Below are 16,270 nucleotides of genomic sequence, written 5' to 3' on the forward strand. Positions count from 1 at the left end.
AAGGAGATACACATGTCGATGGACCTTGCCGCGTTGCTCTCACCTCAGAACCGGCGTCTGTTCAAGTTCAACAACCTGGCTAACCCTGAACAGCAATTGCTGATCGAGTCCTTCAAGGGACGCGAAGGGTTGTCGCAGGCATACAGCTTTGAACTGCTGCTGGTCTGCGAGGATTCCGGGGTCGAGCTCAAGTCCATGATGGGCCAGTTGGTTACCATCGAAATCGAACTCGCGACAGGGTCGCCGCGCTACCTGGCCGGTTACCTGACCCGCTTCGCCAGCATTGGCAGCGACGGCGGCATGGCGCGCTACACCGCGACCTTGAACCCTTGGTTCTCGATGCTGAAAAACCGGTTCGATACGCGGATTTTTCAAGGCAACACGGTCGAGGAAGTCGTCACTCAGGTCTTCGCCCTGTGCCCGGCGTTTTCCCGGCATGAGTTCCGCTTGACCAAACCTCAAAAGCGCTACACCTACATCACCCAGTACCGTGAAACCGACTTCAACTTTGTCCAGCGTCTGCTGGAAGAAGAGGGGATGTTTTACTACTTCGAGCACACCGCCGAAGGCCACACCATGATCATCTGCGATGATTCCAGCACGCTGGTGCCATTGCCTGAACAACCGCAGATCCGTTTTCACACCGCCTCCGTCACCGAGACTGCCGACTCCATCACCCAGTGGAGCGGCAACCGTCAGTTGCAGTCCGGCAAGATCGCCGTCCAGACCTTCGACTACCGCCAGCCGAAAAACCGGCTGCCCGTGTCGATGAACAGTCTGAACAAGCAGGGCGATGTCGAAAATTTCGAGATCTACGACTTCCCCGGCCAGTACACCCACGGCACCTACGACGAGGGTGAAGCGCTGGTCCGCCTGAGGGTCGAAGCGCTGGAGCTCAAGGGCAAAAGTTTCAGCGGCGCGAGCAACTGCCGTGCGATGAAACCCGGCTACACCTTCGAGCTGCTGCAGCACTACGACCACGATCAAGGCTCGGCCGAAGACCGCCAGTTTTTGCTGATGGGCGTTGAAAGCGAAGGCCACAACAACTACCTCAACGGCCATCAGGCGAGCTACTACAACACCTTCACCTGCGTGCGCAAAAAGATCCCGTTCCGTCCGCAACTGTCCACGCCACGGCCGACGATTCCCGGCCCGCAGACCGCCATCATCGTTGGCCCACCGGGCGAAGAAATCTTCACCGACGAACTGGGTCGCGTAAAAATCCAGTTTCACTGGGACCGCAACGGCCAATACAACGACCACAGTTCCTGCTGGGTCCGCGTCGCCCAATCCGGCGCCAGCGGCGGTTTCGGCAGCATCCAGATCCCGCGCGTGGGTGATGAGGTCGTCGTCGTTTTCCTCGACGGCAATCCCGATCGCCCGCTGGTCATGGGCAGCCTCTACAACAGCCAGAACACACCGCCCTGGTCGCTGCCCGCGAACAAAACGCAAAGCGGGTTTCTGACGCGGTCGACGAAAGGCGATGGCGGCACGGCGAACTTCTTCCGCTTTGAAGACAAGTCCGGCGCCGAGCAGATCATCATGCACGCCGAACGCAACATGGACACCGAGATCGAGGTCGACGAGAGCCATCACGTCGGCGCGAACCGAACCATTACCGTTGGCGGTACGCACACCGAGACGATCAAGAAAGACACCGTGATGAATGTGCAGGAAGGCTCGTTGACGATTCAGGTCGACAACCAGTTCATCCAGGTCAGTGCCAAGCAGCACATCATTCTTCAGGTGGGCGATAGCAGCATTACGCTGACGCCGGATGGGATTGAGATCAAAGGCAACACGATTTCGACGGTGAGCACCGGTACGACGCAGATCACCGGCGCGCCAGTGCGCGTGAACGATTAAAGGTGTGTAACGGATGACAAGGACCAGTATTTATGACCGTATCTCCGAGCGACGCCTGGCGCTTGAAGAGGCGGCGCGTGTTGAACAGCAAAGCCCTCCGCCCGTAATAGAGACTGAACCTGAGCCAGACCCCGTCGCGCCTCTGCGCGACACGCCCAGTCGGTTCAGCTTTGGCGGCTTTGACTTGTCGTTGCCTGAAGGCTTCAGCTTTCGAGATATCCAGACAACCATCGAGCACGAAGGCGAGCCTGTGGTGCTGACGATCAAGCGTCGAGACGTGCGTGAGGGCGCGACGCTGAGCGGACTGATGGACGAAGCGATGCAGACCTTCCGCAAGCTTTATCCCCAGTTACGGATCATCCGTGAGCGTGACTGCACACTCGCGGGTAGCGCCGCGAAAGCCGTGGATTTTCACTTCACAATGGGGCACGCGGAACGACATGGCAGGCTCGTGGGCAGCATTGTTCCGGTGGCTGAACGACAAGCATCCCAGTGGCTTAGCCTCTCGTGCGTGATTGACCCGGTCAAACCCAGCCTGAGCCTTTGGCTCGTCGACTTCGACAACATGCTCTCAGGCATGGTGACCCGCTGAACCCGATTTACTGATTTCAGGAATGAATTTCACATGGACTATGAGTTGCAGGAAGGCAGTGTTGCGCTGCCACAGGGATTTCAAGATCGCACAGTCAACATGTTTGTGCTCGGCGCAAGCATTCCGGCGCCCTTGAGCATCACCATTTCACGGGACAACCTGCTGCCCTCAGAGCTCCTCAATGCCTATGTGGACCGCCAGGTAAAAATGCTGGCTTCCAAGCTGCGTGGCTACACGTTGCTGGGCAAAAAAGCAGTGTCCCTGTCGACCATTGCGCCCATCGACGGCGTGCAGATCGACGCTTATTACATGAACGAAGGACGACCTTTCTTTCAGCGCCAGGCCGCATTTTTGATCGAGCCGGGCCGTGCGCTGATTTTCTCCACCACCGCTCAGGCTGACTTCAGTGCCCAGCAGAACGAGGACTGGCAAAACCTGTTGTCCAGCTTCCAGCCTCGTCATCACACTCCGGCCACGACCGACTCCAACGAACAGGAGTAACGCTCATGTTCGAAGCAGCCCGGTTCGGCGACGACATTTCACACACCAGCGCGCTTGGGGGATTCCTCATCGGCGCTGCGCTGGGGATCGCACTCGTTGCGACCGTCGCCATTGCGACCTTTACTTGCGGATTCGGCGTCGCTCTTCTGGCGGGCCTTGCAGCAGGCATAGGAGGTAGCCTGCTCACTGCCGCAGGGGAGGCGATAGGGAGTATGTTCTCATCGCCCTCCGGAACGATCGTCACAGCCTCACCCAATGTTTTCGTCAACAGCAGGCAGGCGGCGCACGTTGCGCTGAGTCTGGGAGCATGCAGCAAGCATCCGGGTCCGGTTCAGGTTGCCGAAGGTTCGACCAACGTATTCATCAACGGCACGGCGGCGGCGCGTAAGGGCGACAAGATCACCTGTGGCGCGACCATCTCCAGCGGCTCGGACAACGTGCTCATTGGAGGCGGCACTCAGCGGTATCTGCCGGTTGACGATGAGATCCCCGGCTGGCTGCGCACAACGGTAGACATATTGATGGCCGTCGCCGGTGCGGCGGGCGGTATCGCTCAGCTCATCAAGGCCGGCAGTCAAGCGGGCATGAAAGCCATCATGCCGTGCGTCATGAAATTCACCGCAGGCTTCGTTGCGGGCGAAGTTGCCAGTCGCTACGTCGTCGGCCCGGCCATCGAGGGTGCGATTGGTGGGCTGACGGGTAATCCGGTTGACCTGACCACCGGACGCAAAGTTATTCCCGATGAAACCGACTTCAGTCTGCCGGGCCTGATGCCGATTGAGTGGTCGCGTTTCTATGCCAGTGACCTGACCGTCGACAGCATCCTGGGGCGCGGCTGGGTCCTGCCATGGGAACAGAGCCTTCGCAGAAGCGGGTCCTTCGTCTATCTCACCGACAATCAGGGCCGCAGCGTTCCCTTCGTTAACGTGCAGCCGGGTGAGCGGGTGTACAACCCTCACGAGCAGGTCTATCTGGTCTGCACCGAGGGCGGTCACTACCTGCTGCAAACCCTCGACAACATCTTTTTCTACTTCGGTGAGGTCCCGGACGACAACACCGCCGTGCCGTTACAGCGCATCGAAAACGCACTCGGCCATTTTCTGCATTTCACCCGCACGGTCGATGGGGTGCTCACCGACATCAGTGCTACGGGTGGCACTCGTGTGCACCTGCATTACGACAACCCGCTGGGCCGCCTGACGGATGTCAGACGCGTTGCCGACAACGAAGCCGTTGAAACCCTCGTTCAATACCGCTACGACGACAACGGTCAGCTCACTGAGGTGATCAATCGGAACGGCGATTCGATGCGCCGCTTCAGCTACGCCGAAGGCGTCATGGCCAGCCACAGCAACGCGCTCGGGCTGAGTTGCAACTACCGTTGGGAAATTCTCGATAGCCAGCCTCGCGTGGTCGAGCACTGGACCAGTGACGGCGAGCACTTTCACTTTCGTTACGACTTCAAACAGCGCACTTCATGGGCGACCGACGTGCTGGGCCGTGAGCTGGAAGTCCACTACAACGCAGATCATCGCGTCATCGCCAGCCGTGATTACGGTGGCGAACACTACAAGATCGACATAGACGACAGCGGCAACATGACCGGCCTGACGCTGCCGGACGGCAATCGCCTGAAGCTCAAATACGACGAATATTCCCGACTCATTGAGGAAACTGACCCGCTGGGCCGTAGTGTCAAATACGCCTATCACCACCTGACCACGCTGGTGTCGTCGGTTTCGTACCCGGACGGCAGCGTCTGGAAGGCGCGCTACGACGACAAGGGCAACCTCATCGCCGAAATCGATGCACTCGGCCACAAAACCGAGTACCTCAACAGCGACGACGGTCTGCCGCACACTATCATCGACGCAACGCACAAATCCAAATACCTGTGGTGGAACGGCCTCGCGCAGGTGGAGCGTTTTCAGGACTGCTCAGGCAAAAGCACCTTCTACACCTACGACGACCGCGCTCACCTGATCGCGGTCACTGATGCGCTGAATCAAACGACAAAGCTCGAACGCAAACCCGACGGCGAAGTGCTGCGAATCGATCACCCAGACGGTACTGCAGAGTCCTTTACCTACAACGCCCTCGGCCAGGTCCTGACGCACACCGATGGCAAGGGCCAGACCACGCGTTTACTGCGCACCGCTCGCGGATTACCCAGCAGCCGACAGGACGCTAAAGGTCAGCGCATTCGATACGAGTACGACAAAGCCATCCGCCTCACCGCACTGGTTAACGAAAACAACACGGCCTATCAGTTTGCCTACGATGCTTCAGATCGCCTGATCGAAGAAAAACGCATCGACAACCTGACACGCCGTTTCAGCTACAACGTGGGCGGGCATCTGACGCGGGTCGATGAAATCGGCTATGGCGAGCGGGCCGAACGTCCACAGCGCAGCACTGAGTTTGAGCGCGACACAATTGGGCGTTTGCTTGCCAAGCTCAACGATGATGCACGTCAGGACTACACCTACGACGAAGGTGATCGCCTGCTGTCCATCGCGCGCTTGCCTACATCGATTGGTAAAAAACTCGGCGTCGGCGAAGAAACACTCTCGTTCGAATACGACCTCCTGGGCCGGCTAATCAAAGAGACCACACCCCAAGGCGCCCTGGACTACGAATACGATCCACTGAGCAACCTGACCACGCTGACCTTACCGACAGGCCAACACCTCAATCACCTGTACTACGGCAGCGGTCACCTGCACCAACTAAACCTCGACGGCCTGCTCATCAGCGACATGGAGCGCGATGACCTGCACCGCGAGGTCCTTCGCACCCAAGGCAAACTCACCAGTTGCTTCGGTTACGACGCCATGGGTCGCAAAAGCTGGCAGTTTGCATCGACGATGCCGGCTGAAAAGCTTTCGCAGATTCTGAACCCCGGCGACAACAGCCTACTGGTCGAACACGCGCAAAACCCGATCCACCGCCGCTACGAATACGACCCGGCCGGCGAACTGATCCGCACCCTCGACAAACTGCGCGGCGAGATCAAATACGAATACGAAGCCAACGGTCAGTTGCACAGCCGCGACACAGGCAAGCTCGCCGATAGCGAAGAGTTCAGGTACGACGCTGCGGCGAACAGGCTGAACTTCAACACCAGTCAGTTCGATCAGGTCAAAGACAACCGCATCAAGCGCTGGCGCGACCAGGAATATGCCTACGATGCGTGGGGCAACCTGATTGAAAAGCGGGTAGGGCTGAGCAAGCTGCAGACGTTCAGTTACGACTGCGAAAACCGTTTGGTCAAAGCTGAAATGCTGGTTAACGGCAAGCTTCAGAGCGTCGGCACCTACCGCTACGACAGCCTTGGGCGAAGAGTCGGGAAAACCTCCGAAATTGACGGCCAGACCGAACACAAGCATTTCCTTTGGCAAGGTCTGCGAATGCTGCGCGAAGAAACGCCGTGGCAGAGCAGTCTTTATGTCTACGAACCTGGTAGCTATGCACCGCTGGCGCGAGTGGACCAAAACGAAGGTGAAGAGAAGAAAAAGCTTTACTACTTTCACACCGACCAAATCGGCACGCCGCTGGAAATGACTGACGTTGATGGCAGCATTGTCTGGCAGGCGACGTACAAGGCTTGGGGCGAGGTTGAAACGTTTGCCGTCAACGACGTCGAGCAGAATCTGCGGTTTCAGGGTCAGTATTTCGACGACGAGACAGGGCTGCACTACAACACGTTTCGGTATTACGATCCGCAGGTGGGACGGTTTATTACGCAGGATCCGATTGGACTAAGTGGTGGGATCCACGTTTACCAATATGTCTTAAATCCCATCGACTACATTGACCCCTTGGGTCTTTCATTTAGTTCGGGTAAAGGTACACACAACGCCATCGCCACGCTTTATGATAGTGAAGGAAACGTAAAGGCGACCGGAGCTTGGCGCAGTGGCAACATGACGCCAGACGAGGCTGCGCTAGGTTTTCCAAAAAGCACACTTGCAACTCATACTGAAGCGAGGATTACCCGTGAACTACATCCGCAAGCAGTGGCAGGTGATCGACTCGTTATTGAAGGAGAATACCCTCCTTGCAATAGCTGTAAAGGTAAGATGAATAGCTTTAAAGGCGCTACGGGGGCAGATGTGGAGTATAAGTGGCCAGCCGGCAAGGGAGAGTCTGCAGAAACATGGAATGCCAAAGCGAAAGGCGCCAAGAAACTACCTATGTCAAGTTGTGGTTAATAAGGAAAAATATCAATGAAGAAATTCCTCGCCTCGGCGATAAAATGCTATAAAGAAGACGAAGTTTTAACCGTTGCATTGGGGGATGATGCCGAAGATCCAGATAATTTCTTAATTATTACGCGTCTAGACGACGAAGATAACGCTAGCGTAGATGATGGAATTGGCCTTCTGACAGATCAAGCTAAGTATGAGAAGTCCGGAGTTATAGCCAAGGTAATTTTGAGGTTGAATAAGCTGGAGATAGTAGTGAAACCTGAGTTTACGGAGTTTTATGGCTGCTCAAGTATTGTTGCGGAGTTTTTACCGAATGATAATGAGCTTTCCATAAATTACCTCAGTTTAAAAAAAGCGCTGCACCATATGTTTAGCGGTAGTCAAGTGGATTTTATTGTATAGCAGGTTAGACCATGTTCGGTCGTTTAATAGCGCGTCAGTGTTGTATCTCTTAATATAGAGTTTGCTTGACTTCTGGTGATGTTTAAGGGCGCAACGACCTGCACCGCGAGGTCCTTCGCACCCAAGGCAAACTCACCAGTTGCTTCGGTTACGACGCCATGGGTCGCAAACGCTGGCAGTTCGCATCGACGATGCCGGCTGAAAAGCTTTCGCAGATCCTGAACCCCGGCGACAACAGCCTGCTGGTCGAACACGCGCAAAACCCGATCCACCGCCGCTACGAATACGACCCGGCCGGCGAACTCATCCGCACCCTCGACAAACTGCGCGGCGAGATCAAGTACGAATACGAATACGAAGCGAACGGCTAACTACACAGCCGCGACACAGGCAAGCTCGTCGATAGTGAACAGTTCCGATAGGACGCTGCCGCGAACTGTTTGAACTTCAACACCAGCCAGCTTGACCGGTCAAAGACAACCGCATCAAGCGCCGGCTTACCATCGTTAAAACTCAAGCCAATAGGACCATGTTTTGTACGTTTTCAGCAGGTAAGCGCGACGCCCCGGCGCCGTTACCCGTGGTCCCGCAGCCTGAGCGCTGAGATCGAGGAGGCATCGCGTTTTTTACCGAATTCGCCGCGAATGCGCGCGATCTCTTCACGCAGCTTGTCCCGTACCAACATCTGGTCGTGCTCGGACAAGGATTCATACCAGCGGCGCTGAGCCGATCGGGTCGATGCGTCGTGCCCCCGGTCAGGAAGTGCGGACAGTATGGATTGAACAAAATCAGAGGCGGGGTCGGTTCCGTCCTCGGCGCGGTTATCCTTTGCGGCCGGGTCCATCGAGTTGCTCCTAATGACCGTCGTACGACGGGAAGGGGAATCACAGTCATCAAAAAATGGATGGATATCATCTTGCCTTGCGGTCATTAAAACAATACGGGCACTCGGGAAAAGTGACCGAGTCCGCAATGGGTCAATGCACCGCCCAGGACCGTGGCGCCGGTGTGTGAGTAAATTTCGAGATGCCTTTGACCCAGAAACGTCGGTGTGAGGTTTCATTGGGTGGCAGCAGCGGCTGGCTGGACCATTGATGCTGGCGCTTGGACTCTTCGCGCCATGCTTTCCACTCCATGGCTTCTGCGGTGTCTTTCGCTGCGCGTTCGTCATCGAACCAGCCAATCACAGAAACTTCGCCATGATCGCGGCCGTGTTCTACCAAGAGAAAAATGTCGTGCATACCTGTGCCTTTCACTGATCAAGTCCAGCCCACCTTTCGGGCTCTACTGATGGCTTATCGACACCGATGGAAGAATGTTTAGGTTTTGAAACACTCGCGCTGACCAGCGGTGCCGCGCGCCAGAGCGGCACACGATGGATCAGGGGTTGTTATTTAGGCAGGGGCGTCAGGATTTCCCCGTTGTCGTCCAGCAGGATGAACACCAGCAGTTTTGCCGGCTGGGTGGTGCTGGCGTTTCTGGATTCGTAGTGCTTCGAACCGGCAGGCTCGTACCAGGTCTGACCGGCCTTGTAAGTGATCGCTTTGCCGTCGTTGACCCGCGAAATCACCTCGCCCTCCAGCACATAGGCAATCGCACTGCCGCTGTGGCTATGGGGGATGGACACTTGCCCGGGTTTGTAGTCGACGGTCAGCACCGTGGCTTTTTTACCCGGCGCGTTGAGCATCGGGTGAGTCTCCAGCACGGTGACTTTCTCGTGTTCGGCATCGTGGGCTTGCGCGTTGAATGTCATTGGCAGCGAAAGGGTCAGGCAAGACAGGCTGGCTGCGAGCAATCTGATCGGGTTCATGATCGGTCCTCAGTGAACGAAGTGATAGATGACACGCTATGCCTGCGTGCCCATCCGTCACACCGCCAATCTGGGGAAAGATCATGAGGCCAATTTCAAATCGGGTACTTCACAGGACTGAAATGGGGTAATCCACGATCAGGCGAAACTCGTTCTGGTCACCCTCGGCCTGGTCGGCGTTGCCGCGATGCCACGCCTGACGGATACGAAACGACAGGTTTTTGGCCGGCCCGTCCTGTATCACGTACTTGGCTTCCAGGTTGGTTTCGTGGTGCTTGCCGTCTTCGCCGTAGCCATAGGCTCGGTAGGGGCTGTCGACGGCCATTTTGGTCCCGTCGATGTCGCGACCGTTGGCGTAGCGGGCCATGAAACTCAGCCCCGGAATACCGTAGGCGCTCATGGCCAGGTCATAGCGCGCCTGCCAGGATTTCTCGCCCGGGCCGTTGAAGTCGGAGTACTGAATGGAGTTGGCCAGGAAGATCGAATCGCCGGTCGTGCCCGGGCCGTTATCACCGAACGCTACATAGTCGAACGGCTCGTCCCCATGGACTTTCTGGTAGGCGAGGGTAAAGGTGTGACCGGCCATGAAGTTATAGGCCGCAGCCAATGACCACGTGGTGTTGTCGATGCTGCCCGCCTTGGCCTGGCCTTCATCGAGCGTGCGGTAAATGTTGAAATCGAACGTCAGCGACTGATCGCTCGGCATGGCCAGTACATAGTTGGCGTTACCGTAATACTGTCGCCAGATGTCCTCAAACTCCGATCCGTACAACTGGACGCTGAGGGCGTCATTGATCGCGTACTTGCCGCCAACGAAATCGACGCTGTTGGTCGTGACGTTGGCATAACTGGCAAACAGCTCATTGCTTGCGCTGGTGTGTTGTGGACCGTTGCCGGCCGTGAAGTGTCCGCCCTCAAGGTCCAAGCCGGTGATTTCACTGCTTTGGAGACTGAAGCCCGTCGCGGTTTGCGGGAAAAGCCGTGTACCGCCCGCTGCGAACACCGGTGCGGTGGGTTGCAAGGTTCCCCATTTGAGTTCGGTTTTGGATAGGCGCGCTTTAAGGGCGCCACCTGCGGTTGAAAACTCGTCTTCCGGACTGCCGCTGCTGTCCACCGGGATGTTGCCGGTGCCCGAATGCCCGGCGCCGCCATCCAGTTTCAGGCCGTACCAACCGTAAGCATCGACGCCGAATCCGACGGTGCCCGGCGTAAAGCCGGAACTGAAGTTGGCCATGGCCGCCTGGGACCAGTCCCGTCGGTCCCCAGCGCCACTCTTGCCGTCGCGATTGAAGTAATAGTTGCGTAACAGCACATTCAGTTTTGCGTCTTCGACAAAGCCTTTGGCATCGGCCTGATCACTGACGAAGGGTTCTGCTTCTACGGATTGGACATATCCTGCTGAAACCGCCAGGGCGATCAGGCTCAGGCTTATCACTCTCATAATGGCATTACCTCTAGGGTCTTTGAGGCAGCTTGCTATTACTTCAATCAGTAATAACGCCAACTGGCCCGCAAGACGCAAAGGATAATCGGTGATTTTCAGTTCGCCACTTTACGCGCGCAATCAACACGCCAACGGCAGGTTTTCTGACGATTGGTTTAGTTAACAGGCAATTAACCCGTTTTTCTAAAGTGGAGGTTCATCCATGGCACTGCGTTTCCGACGATCAGCGCGTACCCGGCAGGCTGCACCGTTCGATGTCGCTTTCGAACGCCACCTGGCGCACGAAACGATTGGTGAGCAGGCCGTTGAGGTTTTCATTGCTCGGTTTAGCAAAGTGTTCGGACATGGCCTGGCAGGATTTCCACTGAACGCTGATTACCCACACGTCACTGTCGTTTTCATCCTGGCTCAGGGCACTGTGCTGGCAACCGGGGAGGCGCTGGAGGTTGCTGACGACTGTGTTCAAGTATTCGCCCAGCTCTTGCGAGCGGCCGTGGGCTGCGTAAATTCGGACCGTATTGCTGGCTTCCTGGTTTTCCGGGGTCATGCAGGTTCTCCATCGCACCGAGATCGTTCTCAACCGTTGCCATATTAGTGGGGACCGGCGCAATTGCCAGTATCCAATAGAGCAATTGACCAGGAGACCAATCAAGGAGAGGGAGTCAGGAATGAATGATCGAGCTTGCTCACGGTTTTAGCGGATTCAACCCCGTGTGCGGGATGACAGTGCGCTGTCGTAATCAAGCTCGATAGGGGAGCGTGTGAGAGGGCGTAGAATTATTTACTGCCGCTGGATCCACCGCTGCCGCCGCTGGTGCCGCCACCGCCGCCGCTGCCGCCCATGCCATTATCGTTGCTCATGCCGCCACCCTGACCGGCAGTGCCATTGCCGTTCGAACTGCCCATGCCCTTGGTGCCGGGTGTGGAACTGTTTCCGGTTTTAGGGGTGCCGTCTGTGTCAGGACCCTGACTGCTGGTGCGTGGACCAGTGGTGTTCGAATCGACCGGGTCGGTCGGCCCCGTGGAGCCCGCGAAAGCGGAACCCGTCGCGACGGCGAGGAGGCTGGCCAGGGTCAGCGCGGTCAGTTTTGACTTGATCATGATGTGAATCCCTTTGTTGTCGTGGATACACATTGGTCTGGTGGCCGTCAGCAGACGTGCAGTCTTGCCGACAGACGGTCATCTGTTCGTGATGGCTGAAAAAAGCAGAGGCCGCAAAACCTCGAAACAAATCTGACGAAAGAGGCCATCGCGAAATAAACGCTGCCGAGGAAACCCGAGCGTGCGGGGCGGTCCTTTTGCCTTCTGATTGTCACAATTGAACCGAGAATGGGGCCTGTAGACCGCATATTTGTGCTCGATGTGGCGCATTGATATTAAATTCCCCCGAAGTAGACAACCCCCGTTTTCTTCAATGAAAACGGGGGTTTTGTTTTTACAGCCTGTAGGAAATCACCTACATCACGAGGCTAATTTCGACTGGTGTCTAAAGACTGTCATCAAACAGAAATGTTTCGGGTTTTAAATCTGCATCGGGTCTTCAACTGTGACCGCACAACACAAATTCTTCTGCTGAGGTATTGCCGTGAATCTGCTGACAAAAACACGCCTGTCGCTCCTGCTGGCTTCGATGTGCCTGACTGGAATGGCACACGCTACGGACGTCACTGGTGCTGGTTCGAGCTTCGTTTTCCCTGTCATCTCCAAATGGGCGACCGACTACAGCAAGAGCACTGATACCAAGATCAACTACCAGTCCATCGGTTCGGGCGGTGGTATCGCTCAAATCAAGGCGGCAACCGTGGACTTCGGCGCTTCCGATGCTCCTATGAAAGCCGAAGAGCTGGACTCGCTTAAGCTGGGTCAATTCCCTAGCGTGATCGGCGGTATCGTTCCGGTCATCAACGTGGAAGGCATCGAAACTGGCAAGCTGGAACTGAGCGGCAAGGTCCTGGCTGACATTTTCCAGGGCAAGATCACCAAGTGGAACGATCCAGCGATCGCTGCACTGAACAAAGGCCTGAAGCTGCCTGAAACCAACATCACCGTCGTTCACCGTTCTGACGGCTCGGGCACTTCGTTCAACTTCACCAACTACCTGGCCAAAGTCAGCCCGGACTGGAAATCAGCGATTGGCGAAGGCTCTGCCGTTCAATGGCCGGTCGGTGTAGGTGGCAAGGGTAACGAAGGTGTGGCTGCTTACGTAAAACAGATCAAAGGTTCGATCGGTTACGTTGAGTTCGCCTACGCCAAGACCAACAACATCTCCTATGCCAAGCTGGAAAACTCGGCTGGCAAGGTTGTCGAGCCTAGCGCCAAGGCCTTCGCAGCAGCCGCTGCCACTGCCAAGTGGGAAGACGCCAAAGACTTCAACCTGATCATGACCAACGCCCCGGGCGCTGACGCATGGCCAATCACGGCGACCACCTGGATCATCATGTACAAGGAACCGAAGAACGCCGAGAAGAGCGCTGCTGCGTTCGACTTCTTCAAATGGTCCCTGGAAAAAGGTCAGGCTCAAGCCGAGTCGCTGGACTACGTACCTCTGCCTAAAGAGCTGGTCAGCAAGATCGAAAACTACTGGAAAACCGAGTTCAAGAAGTAACTCGACGTTATCCGGCTTACCCCTGTCATCGAGCGCTCGGTGACAGGGTTTCCTTGCGAGTGGACCCACCATGACTGAAAACACCCAATATATGTCCGCTGTGATTCCGGATGTGACATCCGAGAGCGAAAAACGCGCGGCCCGCGATCACCGACACGACGCCTGGTTCCGGCGCACGATGCTGGGAGCGGCTCTGTTGGTGCTGCTATTGCTGGCGAGCATCGCCGGCTCGACACTCTGGGGCGGTGCCCTGGCGTTCAAAACGTTTGGCTTTGAATTTCTTACCAGCACTGAATGGGATGCGGTCAACGGCCATTTCGGCGCGTTGGTCCCGATCTACGGCACCTTGGTGACATCCTTTCTCGCGCTGCTGATCGCCGTTCCGGTGAGTTTCGGCATCGCGATTTTTCTGACTGAAGTGGCGCCGCCCTGGTTGCGGATGCCGATTGCCTCCGCGGTCGAACTGCTGGCGGGCATTCCTTCGATTATTTACGGCATGTGGGGCCTGTTCGTGTTCGGCCCGTTCATGGCCGAATACATGGCGCCCTGGATCAACGACAACCTCGGCGCGCTGCCGCTGATCGGTCAGATCTTCCAGGGTCCGCCACTGGGCATCGGCATGCTGACCGCCGGCATCGTCCTGGCCATCATGATCACGCCATTCATTACCTCGGTGATGACCGAAGTGTTCCGCAGCGTACCCATCGCGCTTAAAGAGTCGGCATACGCCCTCGGCGGCACGACCTGGGAAGTGGTCTGGGACATCGTTCTGCCTTACACGCGCTCGGCCGTGGTCGGCGGGATTTTCCTGGGCTTGGGTCGCGCACTGGGTGAAACCATGGCCGTGACCTTCGTGCTCGGTAACGCTCACCAGTTCTCCGCGTCTCTGATGATGCCGAGCAGCTCGATTGCGTCGGTGATCGCCAACGAGTTCAGCGAGGCTTATACCGACCTGCATCGCTCGTCGCTGATCGCGTTGGGCTTCCTGCTGTTTGTCGTCACTTTCATCGTGCTGGCGATTGCCCGTCTGATGCTGTCCCGTCTGTCGCGCAAGGAGGGTCTATGAGTAAGCCCGATAACGAAAACCTGTACCGGGCCCGCGCGTTCAAGAACATGATCGCGATGGTCCTCAGCTGCGGCGCCACCGTCTTCGGTTTGCTGTGGCTGGTGTGGATCCTGCTGACCACCATCATCAACGGTTTCCAGGCACTGAACCTGCGTCTGTTCACCGACATGACCCCGCCACCGGGTTCGGCCGGCGGTCTGGCCAACGCCTTTTACGGCAGCTTCCTGATGTCCGGCATCGGCCTGTTGATCGGTACGCCGATCGGCCTGATGGCCGGTATCTGGCTGGCGGAATTCGCCCGTCACTCCAAGCTGGGCAACGCGGTTCGCTTCATCAACGACATCCTGCTGTCGGCGCCTTCGATTGTGCTGGGCTTGTTCGTGTACACCGCCGTGATCCTGCCAGTCAGCGCTCTGACCAACCATCAGGTCGGCTTCTCGGCCATTGCCGGCGCGCTGGCCCTGGCCTTGCTGGTGATTCCGGTCGTGGTCCGCACCACCGATGAGATGCTCCAGTTGCAACCGTCGACCATGCGCGAAGCGGCACTGGCGCTCGGTGTGCCGCAGTGGAAGCTGACCCTGCAGATCGTGCTGCGCGCCGCCAAGGCGGGCGTGGTCACCGGTGTGCTGCTGGCACTCGCCCGCATCACCGGCGAAACAGCGCCATTGCTGTTCACCGCCTTCGGTAACCAGTTCTGGAGCAGCAACGTTCTCAAACCGATTGCAAGCGTTCCCGTGGTGATCTTCCAGTACGCGATGAGCCCGTTCGATGACTGGCATTCCCTGGCCTGGGCCGGTGCCTTGATTCTGACCTTGTTCGTACTGGTGCTGAGCCTCAGCTCCCGTCTTCTCCTTTTGCGCAATAAGGCATCCTGATGAATAACCTTTCCCTTGCCGACGAAAAAACCAAGATTCAGGTACGCGGCCTCGATTTCTTCTACAACGGTCATCGCTCGCTGAAATCGGTCGACATGACCATTCCAGAGAAGCGCATCACCGCAATCATCGGTCCGTCGGGTTGCGGCAAGTCGACCTTGTTGCGCGTGTTCAACCGCATCTATTCGATGTACCCGAAGCAGGAAGCCAAGGGTGAAGTGATCCTGAACGGCGAAAACATCCTGGCCCCTGGCTATTCGATGAACCGCCTGCGCAGTCACGTGGGCATGGTGTTTCAGAAGCCGGTCCCGTTCCCGATGTCGATTTACGACAACATCGCCTACGCCGTGCGTCACCACGAAAAACTATCCCGTCGCGAGATGGAAGAGCGTGTGGAAGAAGCCCTGCGTGGCGCGGCGTTGTGGGATGAGGTGAAAGACAAGCTCAAGCAAAGCGCGCAGAGCCTGTCCGGTGGTCAGCAACAGCGTCTGTGCATTGCACGGACCATCGCGCTGCGTCCACAAGTGTTGCTGCTCGACGAACCGACCTCGGCGCTCGATCCGATCTCCACCGGCCGCATCGAACAGCTGATCACCGAGCTCAAAGAGCAGTTCACCGTGGTCATCGTGACCCACAATATGCAGCAGGCGGCGCGCTGCTCGGATTACACCGCGTTCATGTTCATGGGTGAACTGATCGAGCACGGCGACACCGACACCATCTTCACCAAGCCGTCCAAGACCCAGACCGAAGACTACATCACCGGTCGTTTCGGTTGATGCCGTAGGCAACTGACGGCATGGACGCCGTCATCTGTAAGCGCGTGGGTTGTGTCTGGCCGTCTTTGTAGGAGCGTGGCTTGTCCCGCGATCTGCTGCGTAGCGGCAGTAACACCTGC

Annotated in this window: 15 protein-coding genes and 1 pseudogene; 10 read left to right on the forward strand and 6 right to left on the reverse strand. The window is 57.1% G+C overall.

Going from position 1 to position 16,270, the window contains the following annotated elements; genetic code table 11:
- Nucleotides 1-12: 12 nt before the first annotated feature.
- From tssI to ABDX87_RS24935, 6 genes and pseudogenes are all read left to right on the forward strand, one after another.
- The gene (gene tssI, locus ABDX87_RS24910) at nucleotides 13-1,866 is read left to right on the forward strand and encodes a type VI secretion system tip protein TssI/VgrG (protein ID WP_346830272.1); all 1,854 of its coding nucleotides are present in this window, start codon (nucleotides 13-15) and stop codon (nucleotides 1,864-1,866) included.
- 13 nt (nucleotides 1,867-1,879) lie between these two features.
- Complete coding sequence (locus ABDX87_RS24915) at nucleotides 1,880-2,458, forward strand: hypothetical protein (protein ID WP_346830273.1); 579 nt, start codon at nucleotides 1,880-1,882, stop codon at nucleotides 2,456-2,458.
- A gap of 33 nt (nucleotides 2,459-2,491) precedes the next feature.
- Nucleotides 2,492-2,959 carry a DUF1795 domain-containing protein gene (locus ABDX87_RS24920; RefSeq protein ID WP_346830274.1) on the forward strand — a complete coding sequence of 156 codons (468 nt, stop codon included), beginning with the start codon at nucleotides 2,492-2,494 and terminating at the stop codon, nucleotides 2,957-2,959.
- Between the two features lie 5 nt (nucleotides 2,960-2,964).
- Nucleotides 2,965-7,173, forward strand: a complete 4,209-nt coding sequence (locus tag ABDX87_RS24925; protein ID WP_346830275.1) for an RHS repeat-associated core domain-containing protein — start codon at nucleotides 2,965-2,967, stop codon at nucleotides 7,171-7,173.
- A gap of 15 nt (nucleotides 7,174-7,188) precedes the next feature.
- Nucleotides 7,189-7,572, forward strand: a complete 384-nt coding sequence (locus tag ABDX87_RS24930) for a hypothetical protein (RefSeq protein WP_346830276.1) — start codon at nucleotides 7,189-7,191, stop codon at nucleotides 7,570-7,572.
- A gap of 89 nt (nucleotides 7,573-7,661) precedes the next feature.
- Nucleotides 7,662-8,065, forward strand: a pseudogene (locus ABDX87_RS24935) (type IV secretion protein Rhs); the annotation flags it as partial.
- An 81-nt stretch (nucleotides 8,066-8,146) separates the two neighbouring features.
- Here ABDX87_RS24935 and ABDX87_RS24940 read toward each other — a convergent pair.
- The 6 genes from ABDX87_RS24940 to ABDX87_RS24965 all read right to left on the reverse strand — a co-directional run bounded on the left by ABDX87_RS24940 (nucleotide 8,147) and on the right by ABDX87_RS24965 (nucleotide 11,927).
- The gene (locus ABDX87_RS24940) at nucleotides 8,147-8,416 is read right to left on the reverse strand and encodes a hypothetical protein (RefSeq protein ID WP_346830277.1); all 270 of its coding nucleotides are present in this window, start codon (nucleotides 8,414-8,416) and stop codon (nucleotides 8,147-8,149) included.
- 133 nt (nucleotides 8,417-8,549) lie between these two features.
- On the reverse strand, nucleotides 8,550-8,813 hold the full coding sequence (locus tag ABDX87_RS24945) for a hypothetical protein (RefSeq protein WP_346830278.1): 264 nt from the start codon (nucleotides 8,811-8,813) through the stop codon (nucleotides 8,550-8,552).
- A gap of 149 nt (nucleotides 8,814-8,962) precedes the next feature.
- The gene (locus tag ABDX87_RS24950) at nucleotides 8,963-9,382 is read right to left on the reverse strand and encodes a cupin domain-containing protein (protein WP_431061178.1); all 420 of its coding nucleotides are present in this window, start codon (nucleotides 9,380-9,382) and stop codon (nucleotides 8,963-8,965) included.
- 109 nt (nucleotides 9,383-9,491) lie between these two features.
- Entirely contained in the window at nucleotides 9,492-10,823 is a 1,332-nt protein-coding gene (locus ABDX87_RS24955; protein ID WP_346830279.1) for an OprD family porin, read from the reverse strand.
- Between the two features lie 226 nt (nucleotides 10,824-11,049).
- Nucleotides 11,050-11,373 (reverse strand): antibiotic biosynthesis monooxygenase family protein, encoded by a 324-nt coding sequence (locus ABDX87_RS24960; protein ID WP_346830280.1) that lies wholly within the window; start codon nucleotides 11,371-11,373, stop codon nucleotides 11,050-11,052.
- Between the two features lie 230 nt (nucleotides 11,374-11,603).
- A complete protein-coding gene (locus ABDX87_RS24965) occupies nucleotides 11,604-11,927 on the reverse strand; it encodes a hypothetical protein (RefSeq protein ID WP_346830281.1) in 324 nt (107 codons plus the stop codon).
- Nucleotides 11,928-12,411: 484 nt separating this feature from the next.
- Between ABDX87_RS24965 and pstS the strand changes: the two genes are divergently transcribed.
- The 4 genes from pstS (at nucleotide 12,412) to pstB (ending at nucleotide 16,151) form a co-directional block, all read left to right on the forward strand.
- Nucleotides 12,412-13,431: a phosphate ABC transporter substrate-binding protein PstS gene (gene pstS / locus ABDX87_RS24970; RefSeq protein WP_346830282.1), complete on the forward strand. Its 1,020-nt coding sequence runs from the start codon at nucleotides 12,412-12,414 to the stop codon at nucleotides 13,429-13,431.
- A gap of 70 nt (nucleotides 13,432-13,501) precedes the next feature.
- Nucleotides 13,502-14,497 carry a phosphate ABC transporter permease subunit PstC gene (gene pstC / locus ABDX87_RS24975; RefSeq protein WP_062387617.1) on the forward strand — a complete coding sequence of 332 codons (996 nt, stop codon included), beginning with the start codon at nucleotides 13,502-13,504 and terminating at the stop codon, nucleotides 14,495-14,497.
- Nucleotides 14,494-15,372, forward strand: coding sequence for a phosphate ABC transporter permease PstA (pstA, locus tag ABDX87_RS24980; RefSeq protein WP_346830283.1), 879 nt, complete (start codon nucleotides 14,494-14,496; stop codon nucleotides 15,370-15,372). The genes pstC and pstA overlap by 4 nt, the downstream gene beginning before the upstream one ends.
- Entirely contained in the window at nucleotides 15,372-16,151 is a 780-nt protein-coding gene (gene pstB, locus ABDX87_RS24985) for a phosphate ABC transporter ATP-binding protein PstB (RefSeq protein ID WP_081567049.1), read from the forward strand. Before pstA ends, pstB begins: the two co-directional genes overlap by 1 nt.
- Nucleotides 16,152-16,270: the final 119 nt, after the last annotated feature.

Origin of the sequence: Pseudomonas abietaniphila (genome assembly GCF_039697315.1) — a bacterium.
Taxonomy (GTDB): domain Bacteria; phylum Pseudomonadota; class Gammaproteobacteria; order Pseudomonadales; family Pseudomonadaceae; genus Aquipseudomonas; species Aquipseudomonas abietaniphila_B.